The sequence below is a fragment of the Tabrizicola aquatica genome (assembly GCF_002900975.1).
Classification (GTDB): Bacteria; Pseudomonadota; Alphaproteobacteria; order Rhodobacterales; family Rhodobacteraceae; genus Tabrizicola; species Tabrizicola aquatica.
Map to the genome: position 1 here is coordinate 767,266 of NZ_PJON01000001.1, position 23,625 is coordinate 790,890.

The following is a 23,625-nucleotide window of genomic DNA, read 5'->3' on the forward strand; positions in this document are numbered from 1 at the left end:
GGACCTGATCCGTGGCCTCCCGCAGCCCCACGAGACTCCGGATCAGGTCCGGGGTGGGGTCATCTCAAACCTTAACGCCACCCTAACAGAAATCCGTAATCCCTTGCAACTGCAAGACAATCAGATTCTGTCCACCGTGGACACACCATGACCCGCGACCGCCTTTTCCTCTTCGACACCACCCTTCGGGACGGCCAGCAGACCCAGGGCGTCCAGTTTTCCACCGCCGAGAAGGTCCAGATCGCCGCCGCCCTCGACGCCCTTGGGGTCGATTATATCGAGGGCGGCTGGCCCGGCGCGAACCCGACCGACAGCGAGTTCTTCGCCGCCCCCCCGGCGACAAAAGCGACCCTCACCGCCTTCGGCATGACCCGCCGCGTCGGTCGGTCGGCCGAGAACGACGACGTGCTGGCGGCGGTCCTGAACGCCGGCACCCCCGCCGTCTGCCTGGTCGGCAAGACCCACGAATTCCACGTCACCACCGCCCTCGGCGTGACCTTGGAGGAGAACCGCGAGGCCATCGCCACCTCGATCCGTCACCTCGTCTCGAAGGGCCGCGAAGCCCTTCTGGACGCGGAACACTTCTTCGACGGCTACCTCGCCAACCCCGGTTACGCCCTCTCCTGCCTGCAAGCCGCCCTCGACGCCGGCGCGCGCTGGGTGGTCCTGTGCGACACCAACGGCGGCACGCTGCCTTCTGACGTGGGCCGCATCACCGCCGAGGTCATCGCCGCCGGCATCCCTGGCGACCGGCTGGGCATCCACTGCCACGACGACACCGGCAACGCGGTCGCCAACTCTCTCGCCGCCGTCAATGCCGGCGCGCGGCAGATCCAGGGCACACTCAACGGCCTTGGCGAACGCTGCGGGAATGCGAACCTGACCACGTTGATCCCCACCCTGCTCCTCAAGGAACCCTACGCCAGCCAGTTCGAGACCGGCGTCACCCGGCAAGCACTGGCGGGGCTGCTCAAGACCAGCCGGATGCTGGACGACATCCTGAACCGTGTCCCCCTGCGCTCGGCCCCCTACATCGGCGCCTCGGCCTTCGCTCACAAGGCCGGCCTTCATGCCAGCGCCATCCTGAAGGACCCGACGACCTACGAACACATCGACCCCGCCCTTGTCGGCAACGAGCGCGTGATCCCGATGTCGAACCAGGCCGGCCAGTCGAACCTGCGCGCGCGGCTGGAGGCGGCGGGGATTGGCATCGATCCGAAGGACCCGCGCCTGGGCCGGATCATCGAGGTGGTGAAAGAGCGCGAGGACCAGGGCTATGCCTACGACGGCGCGCAAGCCAGTTTCGAGCTGGTCGCCCGGCGCGAGCTGGACCTGTGCCCGGAGTTCTTTGAGGTGAAGCGCTACCGTGTCACGGTGGAACGGCGGAAGAACAAGTACGACCGGATGATCAGCCTGTCCGAGGCCGTGGTGGTGGTGAAGATCGGCGAGCGCAAGATGATGTCGGTGTCCGACAGCATGGACGAGACCGGGAGTGACCGGGGGCCGGTCAATGCCCTCGCCAAGGCGCTGGCCAAGGACCTGGGGCCCTATCAGGCCTGCATCGACGACATGAAACTGGTCGACTTCAAGGTCCGCATCACCAATGGCGGGACCGAGGCCGTGACCCGCGTCATCATCGACAGTGAGGATGGCCAGGGCCGCCGCTGGTCCACGGTTGGGGTCAGCGCGAACATCGTCGATGCCTCGTTCGAGGCGCTGCTTGATGCGATCCAGTGGAAACTGATCCGCGATTTCGGGGCGCCCAGGTGAGTGTGGACGCCTGCGCCGAACTGGTCCGGCGGGGCGACCCGGACCGCTTTCTGGCCGTCATGGCCGCACCTGCGGCAGTCCGCGCGCGGCTCTTCCCGCTTTACGCCGTCAACCTGGAGGTTGCCCGCGCGCCCTGGGTCACGCAGGAGCCGTTGATTGCCGAGATGCGGCTGCAATGGTGGCGCGACGTGGTGGAAAATGCCGCCTCGGGCGCGGCGAGGGCCCATGAGGTGGCAGGGCCGTTGCACGACCTGATCCGCGAAGCCGGCTTGCCGGTCGAGGTTCTGGACCGCCTGATCGCCGCCCGCCGCTGGGACATCCACCGCGAACCGCACGACGGACCAGAGGCGCTGTCGGACTATCTGGAGGACACGGGCGCCGGGCTGATGTGGCTGGCCGCGCGCGCCCTGGGCGCGCCTGATGCTGCGGAAGCGCCAGTGCGGGACTATGGCTGGGCGACGGCGGCAGCAGGGTATCTGCGCGCGGTTCCCGTGCTGGCCGAGCGCGGGCGACAGCCTTTGCCGCAGGGGTTCGCGCCACAGGATCTGGCGCAGCGCGGCCTGCAGCGGTTGGCCGAGGCGCGGGGATCACGGGGGAAGGTGCCACGCAAGGTCGCCCCGGCGCTGCTGGCGGGCTGGCAGACGGAAGGGCTTTTGCGGCAGGTGCTTGCCGGTGCTGCTTCGCCTGCCCTGCCGGAAGCGCAAAAGCGGTGGCGGCTTCTCTGGCAGGCGTTCACCGGGCGCTGGTAGGAGCGGGCTCCTCGTGCGACTTCGTCTTCTCGTCGCGGGGGTGGAACCGCCCGCGACGAGCGCATGAAATGCGACGAAGAGCCGCCCGTCAGGCGCGCCGCACCTCAGGCCGCAGCCACAGCCAGATCAGCGCGCCCCCGGCCAGGACCAGGAAGGGAAGCATCGCCAGGTTGACCATCTGCCAGCCGGCCTGCACCGACCCGCCCGAGCAGTTCATCAACCCGCCGGACGAGAAGCTGGCCATCGTCACCCCGCCGAACACGACAAGGTCGTTCAGCCCTTGCAGGCGGCCGCGTTCCTCGGGGCGCTGGGCCGAGGTCAGCATCGTCGTCGCGCCGATGAAGCCGAAGTTCCAGCCCAGGCCAAGGAGGACAAGTGCGATGAAGAAATTCTCCAGCTGCACGCCCGCCATCGCCACCGCCCCGGCGGCGGCCAGGATGGTCAGGCCCAGGGCGATGATCCGCTCGGTCCCGAAGCGGGCGATCAGGTGGCCGGTGAAGAAGCTGGGCGCATACATCGCCAGCACATGCGCCGTCACCACATCGGCCGCGCTGCCCTTGTCGAAGCCGCAGCCGACGACGGCCAGCGGGGAGGAAGTCATCACCAGGTTCATCAGCGCGTAAGAGACCGTGGCGCAGATCATCGCGACCAGGATCGTCGGATTGCGCAAAAGCTCGCCCCGGCTGCGTCCCAGCGGGCTGCCCTCGGCCGGGGGTTTCGGCTTGGGGATGTTCAGCGCCAGGAACAGGAGCGAGCCGAGAAGGTTCAGCACGATCACCGCAAGATAGGAGCCGAGGAAGGGGACGGCCATCTCGTCCGCGGTGACCTTCACCAGCTGCGGGCCGACGACGGCGGACAGAAGGCCCCCGGCCATGACCCAGCTGATCGCCTTGGGGCGGAAGGCGTCCGACGCGGTGTCGACGGCGGCAAAGCGGTAAAAGCCGTTTGCCGACATGTAGATGCCCGAGATCAGCGCCCCGATGCAGAAGATGAGGAAGCTGCTGCTGGCCAGGCCATAGGCCCCGATGGCGGCCCCGGTGGCGCCCCCGGCCGCGCCGAAGAAGAAGCCCGCGCGGCGACCAAAGCGTTGCATCAGCATGGAAAGCGGAGTCGCGGTCAGCATCGAGCCGATGACCATCATGGTGATCGGCAAGGTGGCCCAGCAGACATTCGGCGCAAGGCTGGACCCGGCCAGGCCCGCGATGGTGAAGATCATCGGCAGTTGCGCGCCCAAGATGGCCTGGGCGGCGACAAGGACAAGGACATTGCGGCGGGCGGTGGAGTCGTTGGTCATGCGGTATCGGTAGAACTGCCCATCCGCAGGGGCAAGCGGAAACGTCGGTTGCCTCCGGCGGGGATATTTGGGCAAAGATGAAACATGACAGGGCGGATCATCATGTCGCTGGACTGCGTGGCGGAAGGGGCCGAATGGCTCGCCGCGCGCGAGCCGCGCTTTGCCGAGGCGTTGCCGTTGGTGGGTGCCCTGCCCCTGCGGCGTGAGGCCGAGGGGTTTGCGGCCCTGCTGCGGGCGATTGTCGGCCAGCAGGTCTCGGTCGCGTCGGCGCGGGCGATCTGGGCGCGGCTGGAGGGCATGGGGCTGACCGAGGCGGCGGCGCTGGCGGCGGCGACGGACGAGGATCTGCGCGCGGCCGGGCTGAGCCGGCAAAAGGCGCGGTATGGCCGGGCGCTGGCGCAGGCGGGCATCGATTTCGATGCCTTGCGCGCGGCCTCGGATGCCGAGGTGGTGCAGACCCTGGTCGCGGTGCCGGGGATCGGGGTCTGGACGGCCGAGATCTATGCGATGTTCGCGCTTGGCCGGGCGGATGTGTTCGCGCCGGGCGACCTGGCCTTGCAGGAAGGCGCGCGGCTGTTGTTCGGGCTGGAGGCGCGGCCCAAGGACAAGGCGTTGCGCGCGATGGCCGAGGCCTGGTCGCCCTGGCGTTCGGTTGCGGCGCGCATCCTTTGGGCCTACTACCGGGTCGCCAAGGACCGCGAGGGGGTGATGTGATGCGTGAGTTGAAGTTCGGCCGGAAGGGTCCGCAGCCCGCAAAGGGCCTGGTCGTGTTCCTGCACGGCTATGGCGCGGATGGTGCCGACCTGCTGGGCCTGTCGGACGTGCTTGCCCCGCATCTGCCGGGCGTGGCCCTCGTCGCCCCCGATGCGCCCGAGCGTTGTGTCGGCGGCGGGTTCGGCTTTCAATGGTTTCCGATCCCCTGGCTGGACGGCTCGCCCCAGGCGGCGGCCGAGGCGGGGTTGGTCGCGGCCTCGCGCGATCTGAACGGGTTTCTGGATACGCTTTTGGAGCAAGAGGGCTTGGGCGCGGACCGGCTGGTGCTGGTCGGGTTCAGCCAGGGCGCGATGATGAGCATGGAGGTCGCGGTGCGCCGGGACGAAGCGGTGGCGGGGGTGGTGGCGATCTCGGGTCGTCTCTTGCGCCCCGAGGCGCTGGCGGCGGAAGCGGTGGTGAAGCCGCCAATCCTGCTGATCCACGGCGATCAGGACCCGGTGGTGCCGTTTGCGGACATGGGCAAGGCGGGGGATGCGCTGGTTTCGGCGGGGTTCCAGACCTTTGCGCATGTGATGCGTGGCACGGGACATGGCATCGCGCCGGACGGTCTGGGCGTGGCGCTGCAATTCATCAAGGAGCGCCTGGGCGTGTAGGACCGCCCCCGGGAAACGGGGACGGCCCGGGCTGGCTTAGAAGCGCAGCGAGACCTTGGCCTTCAGCGTGGTCGCGTCGAAATCGACGCCCTGGCCGTCAAAGTCGTCGAACTTGTGCTTGAGAAGCTCGCCGCCGACGCTCCAGCGGTCGGTGACCGCATAGTCGACGCCGGCACCCAGGAACCAGCCATTGTCCGACAGCTCGGTCCCGCCGACCGTGGCGCTGGCATGGGCCGCACCGACCGTACCGTAAACCAGGCTGCGGCCGAACTCGGTGCCCGCGATCAGCTTGAGGCGGGTCACATCGTCCAGCGTGCCAAGGGCCGGGTCGCCCAGATCGATGTCGGCGGTGTCATAATCCACCTCGGCGCCGGCCACGAACGTGCCCATGTCCCAGCGATAGCCGCCGTGGATGCCGCCCAGCATGCCGTCGCCATCAAGGCCTTCGCCGTTCGAATCGACATCGGCATAGCCAAGCTGGATACCGGCATAGGCGCCGGTCCAGTCCATGCCAGGGGCCATGACCGGCTCGATCACCGGGGTGACAGTGGGCTCGGGCGCGACGGCGACCGGACCACCGGCGAGCGCGGGCGAAGCAATGGCCACGGTGGCCAGAAGTGCTGCGATAGATCTCATCTTTATCTCCTTTTGCGGCGACCCGGCTGATGAATGACGGGCGGCTCGCGCAGGAGGGTGGGAGTTTGCGCTGTGGGGGGCAATGGCCCTTCACGGGTGCTTGATCGAGTGTGTTCAACCTTGGCGGTTATACGCGCAGCCGCCACCGCCATACTGGCCAAACTTTGCCGGTTCCCGCGGGTCAGCTCCGATCGGCAAGTTCCAGCCACTCGGTTTCCGCAGCCTCAAGGGCGGTCTGACGCTCGGTCAGGGCCTCGGTTGCCTTGCGGAACTTCACCGGTTCGCGGGTGAAAAGATCGGGGTCGTCCAGCAGGGTGGCAAGCTTGGCGATCTCGCCCTCCAGCCGCGCGATCAGGGCGGGAAGATCTTCCAGACGCTTGCGCTCGGTGAAAGACAGGCCCGAGGCGCGGGGACCTTCTTCCTTGGGCGCAGCGACCGGCTTGGCCACGGTCTTTTCCTGCGCGGGTGCCAAGGTCGCAGGCCGCTGGCGGGCATAGTCAGACCAGCCGCCGGGGTAGACCGTCGCCTTGCCCTGCCCTTCAAGTGCGACGGTGGTCGTCGCCACCCGGTCGATGAAATCGCGGTCGTGGCTGACCAGAAGGACGGTCCCGTCATACTCGCCCAGGATGTCCTGCAGAAGGTCCAGGGTTTCGACGTCAAGGTCGTTGGTCGGTTCGTCCAGGATCAGCAGGTTCGACGGCTGCGCCATCAGCTTGGCCAGCAGAAGCCGGGCCTTCTCGCCCCCCGACAGGCTGCGCACCGGAGCGCGGGCCTGGATTTCGTCGAAGAGAAAGTCCTTCAGGTAACCCACCACATGCCGGGGCTGGCCGCGCACCATCACCTGATCCGCCGCGCCCGAGACGCGCATCAAGGAATCGCCGGTCAGGTTCTCCCACAGGCTGGCCTCGGGATCGAGTTGCGCGCGGGTCTGGTCAAAGACGGCGATTTCCAGGTTGGTGCCAAGGCTGACGGTGCCGGTGTCCGGTTGAACTTCACCCGTCAACAGCTTGAGAAGCGTGGTCTTTCCGACGCCGTTCGGCCCGACGAACGCCACCCGGTCACCCCGCAGCACCCGCAGGCTGAAGTCGCGGATGATGGTCTTGTCGCCATAGGTCTTGGCGATCCCCACCGCCTCGATCACCTTCTTGCCCGAGGTGGTGCCGCCCTCAAAGGCCAGCGCAGCCGTGCCCTGGCGGCGGATCTGCGCCGCGCGGTCGGCGCGCAGCTGTTGCAGGGCGCGGACCCGGCCCATGTTGCGCTTGCGCCGGGCCGAGATGCCTTCCACGGCCCACCGCGCCTCGGCCTTGATCTTGCGGTCCAGCTTGTGGCGCGCCTCGTCCTCTTCGGCCCAGATCGTCTCGCGCCAGTCCTCGAACCCGTCGAACCCGGCCTCGCGGCGGCGCAGAACGCCGCGGTCCAGCCAGAGCGTGGCCTTGGTCAGCGCCCGCAGGAAGGCGCGGTCGTGGCTGATCAGGACAAAGGCGGCGCGGGTGCCCTGCAACTCGGCCTCCAGCCATTCGATCGCCTGGATGTCCAGGTGGTTGGTCGGTTCGTCCAGCAGCATCAACTCGGGCGCCTCGGCCAGCAGCTTGGCCAGCGCGGCGCGGCGGCGTTCCCCGCCACTGGCGGTGGCAACCGGGGTCGTGGGATCGAACTTAAGCCCCTCGGCCACAACGGCCAGGCGATACTCGTGCCCTTCCGGCAAGGCCGAGGCCGCGAAATCGCCCAGGGTGGCATAGCGGGACAGGTCGGGGTCCTGCTCCATGTAGCCGACGCTGACCCCGGGCGGAATCGTCCGGGCCCCGCTGTCTGGGTCGACAAGGCCCGCCATCAGCTTCATCAGCGTCGACTTGCCCGAGCCATTGCGCCCGACCAGCGCCAGCCGGTCTCCGGGCTGCACGGTCAGCGAAAGCTGGTCCAGAAGCGGGTTGCCGCCGAAGGTCAGCGAGACGGAATTCAGTTGCAGAAGCGGTGCGCGTGCCATGGCCGCGAGGTAGAGGGGGAACGGCCCCGCGTCAACGCCCGTCAGGGTGACCGGGGCCGTTCCCAGGGATCAGACCGGCCCCGGGCGAAGGGTTGGCCGCATCGGCAGCAGGAAAAGCGCCAGGAACACAAGGTTGCCCAGGATGTTCAGCCCCGCCCCGGCCAAGAGCGAGGCCGCGCCGTCCACCACGAACCACAGCAGAACCGAGCGTCGGATAAGTGCGCGCGTGACCTCGGGCATCTGGCGCAAGGGCGCGCCGGCCAGGTGCCAGATCATCAGCCCCCAGCCCGCCATAACTCCGCCCGCGATGGCCAGGGCCAGCCGAGTTTCGGGTCGGTCCCCGGTCTCGGCCCCGTCAAGCGGCCAGATCATCAGGTCGGCAAGCAGCCTGACCGGAAGGTTCGTGATCGGGTGTGCAGCCAGGGCCAGCACGGCCCCGGTGCCGATGGTGATGGCTGCGGCAAGGCGCAGGCCTGTCTGTTCTTGGGTCATCATCGCCTCCATGTGTGCGGGCATAGCCAAGCATGGGTCGGGTAAGCGGGCCAATTCCCTGCAAGGTAAGTGGCAAGCGGCTGCCGGTCAGCTAGGCTGGCACAAAGGGGAACGGACATGACCGATTTTGCGGGGGCATTGCGGGATTGGCGGCAGCGGCGGCGGCTAAGCCAGCTGGCGCTGGCGACCGAGGCCGAGATCTCGCCCCGCCACCTGGCCTTCCTGGAAACGGGGCGCGCGCGGCCCTCACGCGGGATGGTGCTGCGGCTGGCCGGGGTGCTGGGGCTGCCCAGGGGCGAGCAGAACGGGCTGCTCGCCGCCGCTGGCTTCGCGCCGCAGTTCCCCGTCCTGCCGCTGGGTGCCGAAGAGATGGCCCAGGTCCGCGCCGCGATGGGCTGGATGATCGACCGCCACGCGCCCTATCCGGCGCTGATCCTGGACCGGCTTTGGCGCATCGTGGCGCTGAACCCGCCCGCCTCCCGCCTGTTCGGCCCCGCCGGCTTTGCCGAGGGCGCAAGCCTGCTGGACACCCTTTCCGATCCCGCAACCTTTTCCGGCCTGATCGAGAACTGGGTCGAGGTCGGCCACCACACCGCTTTGCGGCTGAGGGGGGAAAGCGCGCGCGCGGGCGGGATTGCGGCGCTGGACCGGGCGGTCGCGGCGCTGATGTCCGACCCCCAGATCGCGGCCCACCAGCCACGCGCCACCGGCCGGGCGATCCTGCCCACGGTCTACCGGATGGGCGGGCAGCGGCTGGCGATGTTCTCGACCTATGCCCAGTTCGGTGCGGCCGAGGAAGTGGCGCTGTCGGACATGAAGATCGAACTGATGTTCCCGGCGGATGCCGATGCAAGGACCGTCCTGGAGGGGCTGGCCGGTTAGCCGGGTGCGGCGGGTATCAAATTGAGCGGCTTGCGCCGCAAGGCTTTTGTCTCGCCGTTTTGCGTGAAGGACGCAAAACGGCTCGGGCGGCCTCCGGCGGGGATATTTGGGCAAATGTGAAACGGCTTGGCCGAGGGTTCGTGCCGGTATAGGCGCGGCACCTGCCGCAATCCGGCATTGCAAGCGCCTTCCCGCGGTTTACAACCGCCAAGCGCAAGAAGACTGGGCCCGACATGACCGTTGACATGACTGACGATGCACTTGTGATCTTTACCCCCTCGGGCAAGCGCGGGCGCTTTGCGCTTGGCACCCCGGTCCTGACCGCCGCGCGGCAGTTGGGGGTGGACCTGGATTCCGTCTGCGGCGGGCGGGGGATCTGTTCGAAGTGCCAGATCAGCCCTGGGTACGGCGAGTTCTCCAAGCACGGCGTGACCGTGGCCGAGGACGCGCTGTCCGAGTGGAACGCGGTCGAGGACCGCTACAAGCGCATCCGTGGGCTGATCGACGGACGGCGGCTGGGCTGCCAGGCCAAGGTCATGGGCGATGTCGTCATCGACGTGCCGCCCGAAAGCCAGGTCCACAAGCAGGTCATCCGCAAGTCCGCGACCGAGCGGGTCATGGTCATGGACCCCGCCACCCGCGCTGTCTATGTCGAAGTCGAAGAGCCCGACATGCACGAACCCACCGGCGATTTCGAACGCCTGGCCCGGGCGCTTGCCGCACAATGGCAGGTCGAGAAAATCGAGGCCGACCTGTCCGTCCTGCGCCGCTTGCAGTCCGTCCTGCGCAAGGGCGAATGGAAGGCGACGGTCGTCCTGCACAAGGGCAACCATGACAGCGCCACCCGCGTCCTAGACATCTTCCCCGGCTTCCATGAGGGGCCGCTCTTGGGCCTGGCGGTCGACCTCGGCTCAACCACCATCGCGGCGCATCTCTGTGATCTGTCGGATGGCCGCGTGCTGGCCTCATCGGGCCTGATGAACCCGCAGATCCGCTTTGGCGAGGATCTGATGTCCCGCGTCAGCTATGCGATGATGAACCCCGGCGGCGATGTCGAGATGACCCGCGTTGTGCGCGAGGCGATCAACACGCTGGCAGGCGCGATTGCCGAGGAGGCCGGTGTCGATGCCGCGTCGATCTATGAGATGGTCATCGTCTTCAACCCCGTTATGCACCACCTGTTCCTGGGCGTGGACCCCGTGGAACTGGGCCAGGCGCCGTTCGCGCTGGCGACCAGTGGCAGCCTGAGCCTGGATGCGCGGGATGTTGACCTGACGACCCTGAACCGCAACGCGCGGGTCTATGTGCTGCCCTGCATCGCGGGCCATGTCGGTGCCGATGCGGCGGCGGTGGCGCTTTCGGAAGAACCGAACAAGTCCAAGGACATGGTCCTGATTGTTGATGTCGGCACCAATGCCGAGATCCTGCTGGGCAACGAGGCCCGCGTCCTTGCCTGCTCCTCGCCGACCGGTCCGGCTTTCGAGGGCGCGCAGATCAGTTCCGGCCAGCGCGCCGCCCCCGGCGCGATCGAACGGGTCGAGATCGACCCGGTGACGAAGGAGCCGCGTTTCCGGGTCATTGGCAGCGACCTCTGGTCCGACGATCCGGGCTTTGCGGCCGCGACGGCATCGACCGGAATCACCGGAATCTGTGGCTCCGGCATCATCGAGGCGGTGGCCGAGATGCGGCTGGCGGGCCTGGTGGACCCGGGCGGCCTGATCGGCGGGCCGGACCAGACCGGGACCGCCCGCTGCGAGGCGACGGGACGGACGCACAGCTATCTTCTGCACGACGGCAGCGCCGAGGGTGGGCCGCGGATCAGCGTGACGCAAGGTGACATCAGGGCGATCCAACTGGCGAAATCCGCGCTTTATGCCGGTGCGCGCCTTCTGATGGACGAGATGGGGATCGATACCGTGGACCGCGTCACCCTGGCCGGGGCCTTCGGCGCGCATATCAGCCCCAAGCACGCGATGGTTCTGGGGATGATCCCGGACGTGCCGCTGGACAAGGTCACCAGCGCCGGCAACGCCGCCGGCACCGGGGCGCGCATCGCGCTGTGCAATGTTGCCGCGCGCGACCAGATCGAGGCCACGGTCCACCAGATCCACAAGGTCGAGACCGCCATCGAGCCGCGCTTCCAGGAGCATTTCGTCAACGCCAACGCCATCCCTCATGCGGTGGACCCGTTCCCGCATCTGAACAGCATCGTCACCCTGCCCGTGGTCAGCTTCAACACAGCCGGACAGGGTGGTGACGGGGGGCGGCGGCGGCGGGGATAGCAACCTGGTTTGGCAGGTCTTGCCGACAGCGGCCCCGAGCGCCTTTGCCAGGCGTGCATGAAATGCATCGACGCGCCTTGGTCCGGGGGTCAAACCCTTGCGCTGCGAGAGAAAACCCGTAACGTCGGGGCATGGACGACCCCGTTGCAGACCTGATCGCGAAATGTGCCGCCGCTGACCGTGCGGCCTTTCGGTCGCTTTATCGCAGCACGTCGGCGAAACTCATGGGTGTCCTGCTTCGTATGCTTGGTGAACGGGCCGAGGCGGAGGATGCCTTGCAAGAGGTTTACACAAGGGTTTGGTTGCGCGCCGGTCGTTACGATCCGACGAAGGGCCGGGGCATGACCTGGCTGATCGCGGTGGCACGCAACCTGGCGATCGACCGGCTGCGCGCCCGTCCGCTGCCGTCCAGCGACGATGGCCTGGACGCCGTCGCCGACAGCGCGCCACGGGCCGAGAACCGGCTGGTGGCCCAGGGCGAGGCGCGGCGGATGGTGGACTGCTTTGCCACGCTGGAGCCCGACCGCGCCAGCGCCGTGCGCGGGGCCTACCTCGACGGTTTGTCCTATGTGCAACTGGCTGAGCGCCACGCGGTCCCGCTGAACACCATGCGCACCTGGCTGCGTCGCAGCCTGCTGAAACTGCGGGAGTGTCTGGACCAATGACCGACCTGCCGCCCCCCGATCACGAAGCCGACGACCTTCTGGCCGCCGAGTATGTCCTGGGCGTCCTGGACTTGCCCGAACGCGCCGCCGCCGAGGCGCGGGCAAAACGCGAGCCGGGCTTTGCCGCGCGGATTGCGGACTGGGAGGCAAGGCTTGGCGGGTTGAACGACGGCTTTGACGACGCGCCCGCCCCGGATCTTCTGCCGCGGATCGAGGCACGGCTGTTCCCATCCCCTGCCCCGCAGCCCGCGCCGGGCTGGTCGCCCTTGCGCTGGCTTTCGGGCATGGCGTTCGGGGCCACGCTGGTGCTTTTGGCGCTGGTCACTCTGGGGCCGCCGCGACTTGCGCCGGTGGCGCTGCTGGCCACGGCTGACAACCGCCTGGCCTATGAGGTCGCCAGCGTCGGCGACAGCCTGCGCGTGACCCGCGTCGCCGGTGTTCCGGCCGTCGAGGGCCAGGTACACGAGCTTTGGGTGATTGCCCCCGGCGCCGCCCCGGTCTCGCTGGGTCTATTGGAGGACGATCCGCTCATCGTGACCTATCCGACGCCACCTGCGGGCTGGGTGCTGGCGGTCTCGGTCGAACCGGCTGGCGGATCGACCACCGGACAGCCCACGGGTCCCGTGATCCTTACGGCACAGGTCGGCACCTGATCACGTCCGCGTGATCGCTGCGACCCGTCGAAACTTCGCAAAAAAGCCTCCGTTCCTTCAGGTGTGAGGCGGGAATGCCCCCGCCTTGGCAACCTGAACGGAGACGACGATGAAAGCCCTGACCCTTGCGACCGCGATCCTGGCCCTGTCCACCGGACTTAGCCTGGCAGACCATGGCAACCCCGACGTGGGCGGTGCGGCAATGTATGCCGACAAGACGATTGTCGAGAATGCGGTGAACTCGGCCGACCACACGACGCTGGTGGCCGCCGTGCAGGCCGCGGGCCTGGTCGAAACGCTGTCGGGCACCGGCCCCTTCACCGTCTTTGCGCCCACCAACGACGCCTTCGCCAAGCTGCCGGCCGGCACCGTCGAAACCCTGCTGAAGCCCGAGAACAAGGACCAGCTGACGAAGATCCTTACCTGTCACGTCGTCGCGGCAAATGCCCTGGCGGCCGACATCAACAAGATGGTGGCCGATGATGGCGGCATGCACACGGTCAGCACCGTCGGCGGCTGCGACTTCACCGCGATGGTCGAGGACGGCATGGTCAAGATCAAGGATGGCCAGGGCAATATCGCCACCGTCACCATCGCTGATGTGAAACAGTCGAACGGTGTCATCCACGTCATCGACACCGTGCTTCTGCCGGCCAACTGATCTGCACGGCGCGTCCGGGCGGGTCACTTCGCCAAGGCGCGCCGGTTGCAGCCGGGTCCGGGGGCCATGTCCCCTCGCCCTCGGACCCGGTCCTGCGGCCTTCCCGGCCGCTTGACCTTGTCGCACGCATCGCTTACGTCATGGGCATCGGGCGGGTGTAGCTCAATGGTAGAGCAGAAGCTTCCCAAGCTTACGACGAGGGTTCGATTCCCTTCACCCGCTCCATCCGCAACCGCCGCCCCACCCGGGCGGCGGTTTGGTTTTCCGGGGTGCGGAATACCGGATGCTGAGGCACGGGTGACTGCCGCTTTCGCACGGACTTTGGTCTGATCCTGCCTTGGGCCGGCCCGACGGGGGCCGCCAGATGACGGAGGACCCATGGCCATCGACACCATCCCGTTGCTCTTTGCCGCCGCTCTTGCCGCGACCGAGCCGGCTGCAACGCCATCCATGCCGCAAAGGGCGCTGGACTACGACCGGATCGCGATCCAGCTGGTCGCGCCAGCGGGCAAGGACTTTGCTCTGGCCCGCACCTGCTCGGATTCCTGGTGGAAGATGAGCGGCATCCAGCTTGTCACCTGCATGATCGCCCACCCGGAAGATACCTTCAGCCCCTCGGATGAAGGCTAGGCCAGGTCAGGGCACGGGCGTCCAGAGGACATCGTCGATCCTGGGCGCCCCTGTGGCCAGCAGCACGACACGGTCAAAGCCCATGGCGATTCCGGCGGCGGCGGGCATAAGGGCCAGGGCGGCCAGGAAATCCTCGTCCAGCGGATAGGTTTCGTCGTAGACCCGGGCCTTCTCGGCCATCTCGGCCTGGAAGCGTCGGCGCTGTTCCTCGGGGTCGGTCAACTCGCCAAAACCGTTGGCGAGTTCGACACCGCAGGCATAGACCTCGAAGCGCTCTGCGACCCGGGCGTCGCCAGGCACCTTGCGCGCCAGCGCCGCCTCGGCTGCGGGGTAGTGGTCCAGGATCGTGATCCGGCCCTGCCCAAGCTGGGGCTCTACCCTCTCGGACAGGACGCGGCTCAGCATGTCCGACCAGGTGTCATCCGGGGCGCGGCGCAGGCCGATGCGGTCCATTTCCCCGGCCAGTCGCGCCGCATCGGTGGCTCCGTCCGGTGCGATTGACGCCATCAGGTCCACCCCCGCATGGGCTTGAAACGCCTCGGCCACGGTCAGCCGCTCCGGCTGGGCGAAGGGGTCGCAGGTCCGGTCGCGGAACCGCAGGGCCGCAGCCCCCGCCGCTTGCGCCGCCAGCCGCAGGAAAGCCAGCGTGTCGGCCATCAGCACCTCGTAGCTTTCGCCGACGCGGTACCATTCCAGCATCGTAAACTCGGGCGAGTGCAGCGGCCCACGCTCGCGGTTGCGCCAGACATGGGAGAAGGCATGGATTCGGGTTTCCCCGGCGGCCAGCAGCTTCTTCATCGCGAACTCGGGCGAGGTGTGCAGATACATCGACCGGGGAAGGCCGTCATTGCCGATGGCCTGCGTGGCAAAGCCGTGCAGATGCGCCTCGTTGCCGGGGCTGATGGCCAGGGCGGCTGGGTCGACCTCGGTGAACCCTTCCTGCGCCAGCCAGCCCCGGATCGCCGCCTGGATACGGTTGCGGGTCAGAAGAAGCGGCCTGCGGTCGGCGTGTCGGGCGGGGCTCCACCACGGGCTGGGCGGGGTCGATGCGGGATTCATCTGGAAATTCCGGTCGGGATCGGTTACGGGCGCGGGCAGACGCTGGTCTTTGGGGACCGGCCCCCCGATACAACAAGGACCCGACCTTTGAAAGTCATCGCCTCCTCGCTCCGCAAGGGCAACGTCGTCGAAATGGAGGGCCGGCTTTACGTCGTCCTCACCGCCTCGAACTTCCACCCCGGCAAGGGCACTCCGACCACCAGCGTCGACATGCGTCGGATTTCGGACGGGACCAAGGTCAGCGAGCGGTGGCGGACGACCGAGATGGTCGAGAAGGCCACGGTCGACGAGCGGGAGTATGACTTCCTGTACGAGGACAGCGAGGGCTTCCACTTCATGGAACCGGCGACCTATGAGCAGGTCGTCGTGACCGAGGACGTGATGGGGGCCAACAAACCCTACGTTCGGGAAGGGATGCGCTGCTATGTGAAGACCTTCGACGGCGTGCCGATCGCGTTGGAAGTGCCGCAGAAGATCACCGTCGAGATCACCGAGACCGAGCCGGTCACCAAGGGGCAGACCGCCTCGTCGTCCTACAAGCCGGCGATGACCGACATCGGCGTCCGGGTCATGGTCCCCCCGCATATCGGGCCGGGCACGCGGATCATCATCAATACCGACGACGACTCTTACGTCGAGCGGTCGAAGGACTGACCTGTCCACGGTGGACACTCCGCGCTTGTCCAGTGATATCAATGGCTTGACCGCGGACGTTAAGGAATTGGAAAGATCTGGAAAAGGCACGTCCCAGGACGTGCCTTTTTGCTTTGCCGCGCGCCGCATCGGGCTATCCTGCCCCCAGGATGGAGGCCCGGATGCCCAGCGACCATGATGCCTACAAGCCCGCCGAGATCGCGGCGCTGATCGAGACGGCGGGGGTGGCGAAGGCGGCCCTGCCCTTGCACCGGATGGCGACTCTGGCGCTGCTGGCGGGGGCCTTCATCGGGTTCGGCGCGGCGTTCTGGTGCATCGCGATGGTGGGCGCGGACCCCGGTTTCGGGCCGCACAGGGTGCTGGGGGGCGTGGTCTTTGCGCTGGGGTTGATCCTGGTCGTCGTCGGCGGGGCCGAATTGTTCACCGGGAATGCGCTGATGGTGATGGCGGCGGTGGACCGGCGCATCACGCTGGGGCAGCTGTTGCGGAACTGGGGCATCGTCTATGCGGGCAACCTTGTCGGCGCGGTGGGCCTGGCACTTGCCTTCGGGATGGCGGGATTGCTGGACGGGTCGATGGGTGCCGTGGCCGCGAAGGCGGCAGAGACAAAGGCTGCCCTGCCCCCGGTCGAGGCTTTCGTCCGCGGCGCCTTGTGCAATGCGCTGGTCTGCCTGGCAGTCTGGTTAAGCTTTGCGGCACGGACGGCGACGGACAAGATCCTGGGCGTCCTGTGGCCGGTTGCGGCCTTCGTGGCGCTGGGACTGGAGCATTCGGTGGCGAACATGTTCCTGTTTCCGGCGGGTCTTTGGGCCGGGGCCGAGGTCACGACATCCGGGGTCGCTGGAAACCTGCTTTGGGTCACTTTGGGCAATGTGGTCGGCGGCGCGGGGGGCGTGGCGCTGGCCTATCGCTTTGCCTATGGAGCTATGCGCGGGTGATCGGTGGGTGGGCGGATCGCCCACCCTACGCCCGTGCCGGATACTGGCGGCTTTGGGTAGACTGATCGGAAGGGATTGCCGGTCTGAAGCGCGGCCTACCGGGGCAGCGCGATCAGGTCGGGGCCAGTTCGCCGGCCTCGATCCGAAAGGGCAGAACGTTGCCGGGCGGCGGCAGCGGGCAGATCGCGAAATCGGTGAAGGCGCAGGGCGGGTTGACGGCGCGGTTGAAGTCCAGCGTGATTTCCGTCTCGGTGACGTCCTCGCCAAAGAGGAACCGGGCGGCCGGATAGGTCTCGCCCGCCGTGGCGTCGCGAAAGACGAACATAGGCTTGGCCGCTTTCCAATGCGTTGGCGTAAGCGTGACGGTCCGGCCCTGATGCTGGAACGTGGCGCGGTGGGTCAGGGTCACGGCGGCGGTGGAGCCGTCTTTCATCGTGATTTCCGCAGCTTGCGGGGCGAATCTTTCCCATTTTGCGCGGATCGTCCAGTCTGGGGCTTCGGGAAAATAGCGCAGCGCGATGGTCGGTTGCAGGGTCAGGTCGCGCACGCGAAGCGCCGGGATGCCGTCGACGGTGTGGATTTCCAGCAGGAATGGATCGACGCGCAATTGCGGGAAGGCATCCGGTACGGGCTGGAAGGGAAGCGGAGCCTCACCCGGCCGGGCGAAGCTGGCGCCGGTCGCGGTCAGGTCAAGCGTTCCCAGCAGGTCGGGACCGGAAGGCAGTTGCACGTCCTGCGCGGCGCCCACCTGATGCCGGCCAGGGACAAGGTCGATGCGGGCGACAAGGTTCAACCAGCCGTCCGGCGCGGTCAGCGCGGCCAGCCGGGCGGCGCGGTGGTCGGACAAGGGGATCATCGGCCTACCCTGCCATGGTGCGAGGCGTCGCGCAGAACGGACCGGATCGCGCGCGCATAGTCCGCAAGATCAAAGGAAAACGGACCGAACCCGGTATAGTCCCGATCGGGGCGATGGGGTTGGCAGAAGTCGCTCCAGACCACCCGGGCATCATCGACCGTCAGACGTGCCAGCAGGGGCCAGCATCCCTCGACGCCGCAGACGCATTCCAGCAAGATCACTTGCTCACCCTGCGTGGGCCGGAACACCGGGTTCATCCTGGCAAAATCCTTGTTGCTGGCATCGATGGAGTCTTTGGCGATCCGGATGGGCACGCCACCATATCCGCCCTGCACATCAAACCCCTCAGAAGCTTCGAAATCCCTGACGGCATCGGCAAGGGCCTGGTCATCGATGCAGGCCATCCAGCGCAGGAAAGAGGAGCCCTCAACCTCTACCGGGCGGAAACCAAGCCGGTTCATGCCGCCTCGAACGTGATCTTCCGGCGCAGGAATTGTGTCGCCTTGTTCGAGACATAGGCCGGATCGCCCGTGGTCAGGAATTTCGACTGCGTGCCGGAGCCAAGGAATTGCGGGCGGCGGGTCAGGTAGTCGGCCAACGCCTCGGCCACGAGGTTGGCTTGGGAATAGACCTTGACGCCCTGCCCCAGGGCATCGGCAAAGACCTTTTCCATCAAGGGGTAATGGGTGCAGCCCAGGATTGCGGCCTCGGGGTTCGGCATCCGGCGTTTCAACGCCTCGACATGGGAGCGGACAAGGGCCTCGGCCAGGATCTCGTCGCCCTGTTCGATGGCATCGACCACGCCACCGCAGGGCTGCGCCTCAACGTCCACCCCGATGGCGCGGAAGGCCAACTCGCGCTGGAAGGCGCGGGAGGCGACAGTGGCGGGCGTGGCGAAAAGGGCGACGTGTTTGACGGCCACCTCGCGCGGGGGGGAGTTGTCGCCCCACTGGCGTTCGGTCAGCGCCTCGATCAAGGGAACAAAGACGCCAAGGACGCGCTTGTCGGCCGGGACCCAGGTTTCCTGCATCCGCTTCAAGGCGGCGGCAGAGGCGGTGTTGCAGGCCAGGATGACCAGATCGCAGCCCTCGGCCCAGAGGCGTTCGGTGGCGGCGCAGGTCAGGGCAAAGATGTCGTCATGGTCGCGGACGCCGTAAGGGGCATGGGCATTGTCGCCGAAATAGACGAAGGGGACGTCCGGCAGGCGCTTTGTCAGCGCATCCAGAACAGTGAGCCCGCCAAGGCCCGAATCGAACACTCCCACCGCCATGCCTGCCCCTTTCGCTGGTGCCTGTTGCAGGCGCATCCTGCCTTGGGACCGATCATAGGACGGAGCGCGGGCCGACGAAAGGGCCAAGCCGGATGCAGCCGGGGTAAGGCGGGCCGGGGTTTACATGTGAAGGCGTTTCCCTATCTAGGGGCGGTCATGTTAGGGTTATCAGTGGCGGATAAAGGGGGGCGGGCATGGATTGGGACAAGCTGAGGATCTTTCACGCGGTGGCGGAGAAAGGCAGCCTGACCCATGCGGGCGACGTGCTGCACCTGTCGCAATCCGCCGTCAGCCGGCAGATCCGGGCGCTGGAGGAAAGCCTGAATGTCACGCTCTTCCACCGCCATGCGCGGGGGTTGATCCTGACGGAACAGGGCGAGCTTCTCTATGACGCGACCACGCAGATGGTGAAGCGGCTGGACGCCACCGCCGCGCGCATCCGCGACAGCGAGGACGAGGTCTTTGGCGAGTTGCGGGTGACGACGACGATGGGGTTCGGCACGCTGTGGCTGGCCCCGCGTCTGGCGCGTTTGTATGAGAAGTACCCGGCGCTGAAGATCGACCTGATGCTGGAGGAGCGGGTCCTGGACCTGCCGATGCGCGAGGCGGATGTGGCGATCCGGATGAAAGAGCCAAGCCAGGCCGACCTGATCCGCAAGCGGCTGATGAACATCAAGATGCAGCTTTTCGCGACGCCGGAGTATCTGGCCAGCCACGGCACGCCCAAGACGATGGACGATTTCAGCAGTCACCGGCTGATCGCGCAGCATGCCGGGACGCCTCAGGTCGCGGCGGGGGCCCTGCTGGTGGCCGAGTTGATGACGCATGACATCCCCTCGACCCTGACGGTGAACAACTATTTCGGGGTGCTGCAGGCGGTGCTGAACCATCTGGGTGTGGGTGTCTTGCCGGACTACCTGGCCGAGGATTTCCCGAACCTGGTGCGTGTGCTGCCCGATGTGGAAAGCGCCGAGGTGCCGGTTTTCCTGGCCTATCCCGAGGAGTTGCGCCATTCCAAGCGGGTCGCCGCGTTCCGGGATTTCGTGACCGAAGAGATCATGGCCTTCCGCCGGCGTCAGGCCGAGGACGCGGCGGCCTGATCGGCGGCGAATTGCTGCCATGCAGCAAGTGCATATCGGGAATGCCGAATTTGCGGGCAACCTGCACTTGTTTGCGTCACCAGCCCGGCCTATTTGCTTCCTCGAAGCGGCGTGAGCGTGCTCTCGCCCCTTCGTACCTCCCTGTTGGACTTGGCCGAGCGTTAAGCTCGGCCTTTTTTTTGCGCCAGTCGCTGCAGGCGGGCCTGAAGGCAGGCGGCAGGGTCTGGCCCGTCTCGACCCGGCCCTGCCTTTTGCGGGCAGACGTGCCGGCAATCCTGGACCAAAGACGCAGGGCGCGCATCGATTTCGACATCGGTTGAAGCCGGGGTACAATTTTTCTGCGAAAAATTGTCGCCCCGGTCGGATGCGGTGGTTTGCCCTTCGCCCGGTGATCGCTTATGAGGCGGGCCATGCTGCCAGAGGGGATGCCATGCAAGAGCCCGCGATCACGCCGGAATTGGTTGCCAGCCACGGGATCAAGCCCGATGAGTGGGAGCGTCTGCTGGGCATCCTGGGGCGCCAGCCGACATTCACCGAACTGGGCATCTTCAGCGCGATGTGGAACGAGCATTGTTCCTACAAGTCGTCGAAGATCCATCTGAAGAAGCTGCCGACCACGGGACCGCAGGTCATTTGCGGGCCGGGCGAGAATGCGGGCGTCGTCGATATCGGCGACGGGCAGGCGGTGATCTTCAAGATGGAGAGCCACAACCACCCCTCCTACATCGAGCCGCATCAGGGTGCCGCGACGGGCGTGGGCGGCATCCTGCGCGATGTGTTCACCATGGGCGCGCGGCCGATTGCGGCGATGAACGCCTTGTCCTTCGGGCTGCCGGACCATCCCAAGACCGCGCATCTGGTCAAGGGTGTGGTCGAGGGCGTGGGGTCCTATGGCAACGCCTTTGGCGTGCCGACGGTGGGTGGCGAGGTGCGGTTTCACCGCAGCTACAACGGCAATTGTCTGGTGAACGCCTTTGCGGCGGGTCTCGCGGATGCGGACAAGATCTTTTACTCGGCTGCTTCGGGCGTCGGAATGCCGGTCGTTTATCTGGGGGCCAAGACGGGCCGGGATGGCGTCGGTGGGGCCACGATGGCCAGCGCCGAGTTCGACGACACGATCGAGGAAAAGCGCCCGACCGTGCAGGTCGGCGACCCCTTCACCGAAAAGCGCCTGCTGGAGGCGTGCCTGGAGCTGATGGCCAGCGGTGCGGTCATTTCCATTCAGGACATGGGCGCGGCGGGGCTGACCTGCTCGGCAGTCGAGATGGGCGACAAGGGGGGCCTCGGGATCAAGCTGCAACTCGATGACGTGCCGCAGCGCGAGACCGGCATGACCGCTTATGAGATGATGCTGTCCGAGTCTCAGGAACGGATGCTGATGGTGCTGATGCCCGAGCGCGAGGCGGAAGCGCGGGCGATCTTCGTCAAATGGGACCTGGACTTTGCCATCGTCGGCGAGACGATTGCCGAGGACCGCTTCCTGATCCTGCACGGCAATGAGGTGAAGGCGGATATTCCCCTGTCCAAGCTGTCGTCCAGCGCGCCGGAATATGACCGGCCCTGGGTGCCGACGCCTGCGGCTGAGCCGCTGGGCGAGGTGCCGGCGATTGGTGCGATGGACGGGTTGCGGGCGCTGATCGGCTCGCCCAGCTATGCCCACAAGGGTTGGGTCTATGAGCAGTATGACGCGCAGGTTGGCGCGGATACGTTGGTGACGCCGGGCCTGCCGGCGGGCGTGGTGCGGGTGCATGGGACCGGCAAGGCGCTGGCGTTCACCTCGGACGTGACGCCGCGCTATGTGAAGGCGAACCCGGTCGAAGGCGGCAAGCAGGCGGTGGCGGAAGCCTTCCGCAACCTTTGTGCCGTGGGCGCGCGGCCCTTGGCGACGACGGACAACCTGAACTTCGGCAACCCGGAAAAGCCCGAGATCATGGGCCAGTTCGTCGGTGCCCTGCAGGGGATCGGCGCGGCTTGCATCGCGCTGGACATGCCGATCGTGTCGGGCAACGTCAGCCTTTACAACGAGACCGACGGCAAGGGCATCCTGCCGACCCCCACCATCGGCGCGGTGGGTCTGCTGGCCAGCCTGGACGAGCTGATCGCGGGCAAGCCGGTGGCCGGCGACCTTGCGCTGCTGGTGGGCGAGACGAAGGGGCATCTGGGCCAGTCGGCCCTGCTGGCCGAGGCCTTCGGGATCGAGGCCGGGGACGCTCCGCCCGTCGACCTGGCGGCGGAACGCGCGCATGGCGAGTTCGTGCGGGCGCAGCGCGGGCTGATCCGGGCGTGCAGCGACCTGTCGGATGGCGGGCTGGCGCTGGCGGCCTTCGAGATGGCGGAAGCGGCCGGGCTGGGCCTGGCGCTGGACGCGGGCGACACGGCGACGCTTTTTGCCGAGGACCAGGCGCGCTATCTGCTCGCGGCCGCACCTGCGGATGCCGAGGCGCTGCTGGCGGCGGGCAAAGCGGCGGGGGTGCCGGTGGCGATCGTGGGCCGCTTCGGCGGCGATGCGGTGGCCTTCGGGGCCGATGTGGCCCCCCTCGACGCGCTGTCGCGGCTTTACCGCACGGCATTCGCCGAGATGGTCGGGGTCTGATGCTGCGGCGGGCCACGGCGGGGGACATTCCCTTTATCCGTGGCCTGACCACTCGGGCGGACTATGCGCCCTTCATCGGCGATGCGGATGAGGCGCAGCTTCTGGCCTGGATCGCGAGTCCCGCCTCGGACCTGGTGATCTGGGAGTCAGGCCCGGCCCGGGGCTTTGCGATCTTTCATGGCCTCGACAGCCCCGGAGGCGTGGTGGAGTTGTTCCGTCTGGCGCTGGACCCTGCGGGCGGCGGGCACGGCCGGGCCTTCTTTGCCGCCCTGGTTGACCACGCCTTTCGCGACCTGAACGCCGCGCGGCTGTGGCTGGACGCCAGCGCCGAGAATCCCCGGGCGGTCAAGACCTATGTCGCCGCGGGCTTCCGGCTGGAGGGCACCTTGCGCGGCCATTGGTTCCGCCCCGTTCTGGGGCGCGTCGTCGATCTGCACATCCTTGGGCTGATGCGGGCCGATTGGGAGGCTCTTGAACCGGGACGGGCCGAAGCCTAGGGTTGAGGGGAGAAGAAGGAGACCTCGGCCATGCCCATCGACGCCCGCGACATCGAAGCCCTGATCCGGGAAAGCTTCCCGAATGCAAAGATCAGCGTGCAGGGCGATGACGGCGCGCATTTCGCGGCCGAGGTGATCGACGAGTCCTTCCGGGGCCTGAACCGCGTCCAGCAGCAGCGCGCGGTTTATGCGGCGCTGAAGGGCCGGATGGACGGACCCAACGGCGCACTCCACGCGCTGGCCCTGACGACAAAGGCACCCGACTGACCGGAGGAGCGGCAATGGCGGCAGACAAGGCACGACAGGAACGGCTTGGTGTAACGGTTCTGGCGGTCGGCGCGCTGTTTCTTGCCGCGATGGGGTGGATCGAGCGTCCCGAACCGGGCGAGATCGCCGAGCAGTTGCCGGGCTGGTACATGGGCTTCAAGGCGGTGCTGCATGGCGGGATGCTGGTGCTGCTGCTGGTGGGCCTTGCCCGCCTGCGCGCCATGACGGAGACGACCCCTGCCCTGCGCGCGCCGCTGACATTGCTGATCCTTGCGGGCGTGGTTGGGGCCGCCTATGTGCTGGGGCAGGATTTGGGGATGCTATAA

The 23,625-nt window shown here is 67.2% G+C and carries 25 protein-coding genes and 1 tRNA gene; 18 read left to right on the plus strand and 8 right to left on the minus strand.

All coding sequences use genetic code 11. The features are described from left to right. Positions 1 to 147 precede the first annotated feature (147 nt). Both cimA and CXR42_RS03715 read left to right on the plus strand, forming a co-directional pair. Complete coding sequence (gene cimA / locus CXR42_RS03710) at positions 148 to 1,770, plus strand: citramalate synthase (RefSeq protein ID WP_103256142.1); 1,623 nt, start codon at positions 148 to 150, stop codon at positions 1,768 to 1,770. Beyond that, entirely contained in the window at positions 1,767 to 2,519 is a 753-nt protein-coding gene (locus CXR42_RS03715; protein ID WP_103256143.1) for a phytoene/squalene synthase family protein, read from the plus strand. The genes cimA and CXR42_RS03715 overlap by 4 nt, the downstream gene beginning before the upstream one ends. An 88-nt stretch (positions 2,520 to 2,607) precedes the next feature. On the opposite strand, the gene CXR42_RS03720 is transcribed toward CXR42_RS03715, so the two are convergent. Beyond that, complete coding sequence (locus CXR42_RS03720) at positions 2,608 to 3,813, minus strand: MFS transporter (protein WP_103256144.1); 1,206 nt, start codon at positions 3,811 to 3,813, stop codon at positions 2,608 to 2,610. An 84-nt stretch (positions 3,814 to 3,897) separates the two neighbouring features. On the opposite strand from CXR42_RS03720, the gene CXR42_RS03725 reads away from it, so the two are divergent. Then, entirely contained in the window at positions 3,898 to 4,527 is a 630-nt protein-coding gene (locus CXR42_RS03725; RefSeq protein WP_103256145.1) for a DNA-3-methyladenine glycosylase family protein, read from the plus strand. Next, complete coding sequence (locus CXR42_RS03730; protein ID WP_103256146.1) at positions 4,524 to 5,180, plus strand: alpha/beta hydrolase; 657 nt, start codon at positions 4,524 to 4,526, stop codon at positions 5,178 to 5,180. The genes CXR42_RS03725 and CXR42_RS03730 overlap by 4 nt, the downstream gene beginning before the upstream one ends. Positions 5,181 to 5,216: 36 nt before the next feature. On the opposite strand, the gene CXR42_RS03735 is transcribed toward CXR42_RS03730, so the two are convergent. The 3 genes from CXR42_RS03735 to CXR42_RS03745 all read right to left on the minus strand — a co-directional run bounded on the left by CXR42_RS03735 (position 5,217) and on the right by CXR42_RS03745 (position 8,292). Beyond that, positions 5,217 to 5,816 carry an outer membrane protein gene (locus CXR42_RS03735; RefSeq protein WP_103256147.1) on the minus strand — a complete coding sequence of 200 codons (600 nt, stop codon included), beginning with the start codon at positions 5,814 to 5,816 and terminating at the stop codon, positions 5,217 to 5,219. Positions 5,817 to 5,997: 181 nt separating this feature from the next. Beyond that, a complete protein-coding gene (locus CXR42_RS03740) occupies positions 5,998 to 7,800 on the minus strand; it encodes an ABC-F family ATP-binding cassette domain-containing protein (RefSeq protein ID WP_103256148.1) in 1,803 nt (600 codons plus the stop codon). 69 nt (positions 7,801 to 7,869) lie between these two features. Next, positions 7,870 to 8,292, minus strand: a complete 423-nt coding sequence (locus tag CXR42_RS03745) for a hypothetical protein (RefSeq protein ID WP_146037990.1) — start codon at positions 8,290 to 8,292, stop codon at positions 7,870 to 7,872. 117 nt (positions 8,293 to 8,409) lie between these two features. On the opposite strand from CXR42_RS03745, the gene CXR42_RS03750 reads away from it, so the two are divergent. The 7 genes from CXR42_RS03750 (at position 8,410) to CXR42_RS03780 (ending at position 14,065) form a co-directional block, all read left to right on the plus strand. Then, positions 8,410 to 9,174: a helix-turn-helix domain-containing protein gene (locus CXR42_RS03750; RefSeq protein ID WP_103256150.1), complete on the plus strand. Its 765-nt coding sequence runs from the start codon at positions 8,410 to 8,412 to the stop codon at positions 9,172 to 9,174. A gap of 245 nt (positions 9,175 to 9,419) precedes the next feature. Further along, complete coding sequence (locus CXR42_RS03755; RefSeq protein WP_103257008.1) at positions 9,420 to 11,456, plus strand: ASKHA domain-containing protein; 2,037 nt, start codon at positions 9,420 to 9,422, stop codon at positions 11,454 to 11,456. Positions 11,457 to 11,587: 131 nt separating this feature from the next. Continuing rightward, complete coding sequence (locus tag CXR42_RS03760; protein WP_103256151.1) at positions 11,588 to 12,121, plus strand: sigma-70 family RNA polymerase sigma factor; 534 nt, start codon at positions 11,588 to 11,590, stop codon at positions 12,119 to 12,121. Continuing rightward, positions 12,118 to 12,774: an anti-sigma factor gene (locus CXR42_RS03765; protein WP_103256152.1), complete on the plus strand. Its 657-nt coding sequence runs from the start codon at positions 12,118 to 12,120 to the stop codon at positions 12,772 to 12,774. Before CXR42_RS03760 ends, CXR42_RS03765 begins: the two co-directional genes overlap by 4 nt. A gap of 109 nt (positions 12,775 to 12,883) precedes the next feature. Continuing rightward, positions 12,884 to 13,435 carry a fasciclin domain-containing protein gene (locus CXR42_RS03770; RefSeq protein ID WP_103256153.1) on the plus strand — a complete coding sequence of 184 codons (552 nt, stop codon included), beginning with the start codon at positions 12,884 to 12,886 and terminating at the stop codon, positions 13,433 to 13,435. Between the two features lie 151 nt (positions 13,436 to 13,586). Continuing rightward, positions 13,587 to 13,660, plus strand: a tRNA-Gly gene (locus CXR42_RS03775). A 153-nt stretch (positions 13,661 to 13,813) separates the two neighbouring features. Further along, positions 13,814 to 14,065, plus strand: a complete 252-nt coding sequence (locus CXR42_RS03780; protein WP_103256154.1) for a hypothetical protein — start codon at positions 13,814 to 13,816, stop codon at positions 14,063 to 14,065. 6 nt (positions 14,066 to 14,071) lie between these two features. On the opposite strand, the gene epmA is transcribed toward CXR42_RS03780, so the two are convergent. Continuing rightward, entirely contained in the window at positions 14,072 to 15,124 is a 1,053-nt protein-coding gene (gene epmA / locus CXR42_RS03785) for an EF-P lysine aminoacylase EpmA (RefSeq protein ID WP_103256155.1), read from the minus strand. An 87-nt stretch (positions 15,125 to 15,211) separates the two neighbouring features. On the opposite strand from epmA, the gene efp reads away from it, so the two are divergent. Together efp and CXR42_RS03795 are read left to right on the plus strand one after the other, a co-directional pair. Continuing rightward, complete coding sequence (gene efp, locus CXR42_RS03790; protein WP_103256156.1) at positions 15,212 to 15,778, plus strand: elongation factor P; 567 nt, start codon at positions 15,212 to 15,214, stop codon at positions 15,776 to 15,778. A 161-nt stretch (positions 15,779 to 15,939) separates the two neighbouring features. Next, on the plus strand, positions 15,940 to 16,716 hold the full coding sequence (locus CXR42_RS03795; RefSeq protein ID WP_245875329.1) for a formate/nitrite transporter family protein: 777 nt from the start codon (positions 15,940 to 15,942) through the stop codon (positions 16,714 to 16,716). A gap of 112 nt (positions 16,717 to 16,828) precedes the next feature. Here CXR42_RS03795 and CXR42_RS03800 read toward each other — a convergent pair whose 3' ends face one another. Genes CXR42_RS03800 through murI form a run of 3 tightly spaced genes read right to left on the minus strand, consistent with a single transcriptional unit; the run spans position 16,829 to position 18,842 of the window. Beyond that, positions 16,829 to 17,572, minus strand: a complete 744-nt coding sequence (locus CXR42_RS03800; RefSeq protein ID WP_103256158.1) for a DUF1684 domain-containing protein — start codon at positions 17,570 to 17,572, stop codon at positions 16,829 to 16,831. After that, positions 17,569 to 18,033: a hypothetical protein gene (locus CXR42_RS03805; RefSeq protein ID WP_103256159.1), complete on the minus strand. Its 465-nt coding sequence runs from the start codon at positions 18,031 to 18,033 to the stop codon at positions 17,569 to 17,571. Before CXR42_RS03805 ends, CXR42_RS03800 begins: the two co-directional genes overlap by 4 nt. Then, positions 18,030 to 18,842, minus strand: a complete 813-nt coding sequence (murI, locus tag CXR42_RS03810) for a glutamate racemase (RefSeq protein ID WP_103256160.1) — start codon at positions 18,840 to 18,842, stop codon at positions 18,030 to 18,032. Before murI ends, CXR42_RS03805 begins: the two co-directional genes overlap by 4 nt. 194 nt (positions 18,843 to 19,036) lie before the next feature. Between murI and CXR42_RS03815 the strand changes: the two genes are divergently transcribed. The 5 genes from CXR42_RS03815 (at position 19,037) to CXR42_RS03835 (ending at position 23,625) form a co-directional block, all read left to right on the plus strand. After that, complete coding sequence (locus CXR42_RS03815; protein WP_103256161.1) at positions 19,037 to 19,942, plus strand: LysR family transcriptional regulator; 906 nt, start codon at positions 19,037 to 19,039, stop codon at positions 19,940 to 19,942. 430 nt (positions 19,943 to 20,372) lie between these two features. Then, positions 20,373 to 22,535 (plus strand): phosphoribosylformylglycinamidine synthase subunit PurL, encoded by a 2,163-nt coding sequence (gene purL / locus CXR42_RS03820; protein ID WP_103257009.1) that lies wholly within the window; start codon positions 20,373 to 20,375, stop codon positions 22,533 to 22,535. Next, the gene (locus CXR42_RS03825) at positions 22,535 to 23,032 is read left to right on the plus strand and encodes a GNAT family N-acetyltransferase (protein ID WP_103256162.1); all 498 of its coding nucleotides are present in this window, start codon (positions 22,535 to 22,537) and stop codon (positions 23,030 to 23,032) included. Before purL ends, CXR42_RS03825 begins: the two co-directional genes overlap by 1 nt. A gap of 30 nt (positions 23,033 to 23,062) precedes the next feature. Then, the gene (locus CXR42_RS03830) at positions 23,063 to 23,299 is read left to right on the plus strand and encodes a BolA/IbaG family iron-sulfur metabolism protein (RefSeq protein ID WP_103256163.1); all 237 of its coding nucleotides are present in this window, start codon (positions 23,063 to 23,065) and stop codon (positions 23,297 to 23,299) included. A 14-nt stretch (positions 23,300 to 23,313) separates the two neighbouring features. Further along, on the plus strand, positions 23,314 to 23,625 hold the full coding sequence (locus CXR42_RS03835) for a hypothetical protein (RefSeq protein WP_103256164.1): 312 nt from the start codon (positions 23,314 to 23,316) through the stop codon (positions 23,623 to 23,625).